Source organism: Massilimicrobiota sp. An80 (genome assembly GCF_002159255.1).
Classification (GTDB): Bacteria; Bacillota_I; Bacilli_A; order Erysipelotrichales; family Coprobacillaceae; genus Allocoprobacillus; species Allocoprobacillus merdigallinarum.
In genome coordinates, this window is record NZ_NFHI01000131.1 from 1 (window position 1) to 514 (window position 514).

The window sequence follows — 514 nt, forward strand, 5'->3', positions numbered from 1 at the left end:
GATTCAACAAAAAAACTTTCAAGAAAAAGTTATTTCATGGCTACAGGCTATTGGCCATTGATGGCAGTGAACTGCCTATTGACAATACCATCTTTGACGATGAAACAACTGAATTAAGATATGGCACTCTTGCAAAACCTTACTCTGCCTATCATTTGAATGCCAGTTATGATCTATGAGAACGTACATATGATGATATTATCATTCAGGGTGAAGCCAAAAAAGACGAAAATGATGCTTTCTGTCAACTTGTTGACAGATATGATGGACAGAAAGCCATCTTCATTGCCGATAGAGGCTATGAATCCTACAATGGTTTTGAACATGTTGTACACTCAGGACATAAATATATCATTCGTGTTAAAGACATTGAATCTACGACTAGCATCACCAAATCACTAGGACCATTTCCTGATGGTGAGTTTGATGTTGATGTGTTTAGAATGCTGACCTTAAAACAAACAAAAATGACAAAAGCCTGTCCTGAAATATATAAAATTATTACCAAATCAAT

The 514-nt window shown here is 35.4% G+C and carries 1 protein-coding gene and 1 pseudogene; one reads left to right on the forward strand and one right to left on the reverse strand.

From position 1 onward, the window contains the following. Positions 1 to 203: 203 nt before the first annotated feature. Positions 204 to 308, forward strand: a pseudogene (locus tag B5G32_RS14235) (hypothetical protein); the annotation flags it as partial. On the opposite strand, the gene B5G32_RS14240 reads toward B5G32_RS14235, so the two are convergent. Next, positions 308 to 514: hypothetical protein (locus tag B5G32_RS14240; protein WP_239386270.1), on the reverse strand; the 207-nt coding region annotated here is incomplete at its 5' end. The pseudogene B5G32_RS14235 and the gene B5G32_RS14240 sit on opposite strands and share 1 nt — an antisense overlap.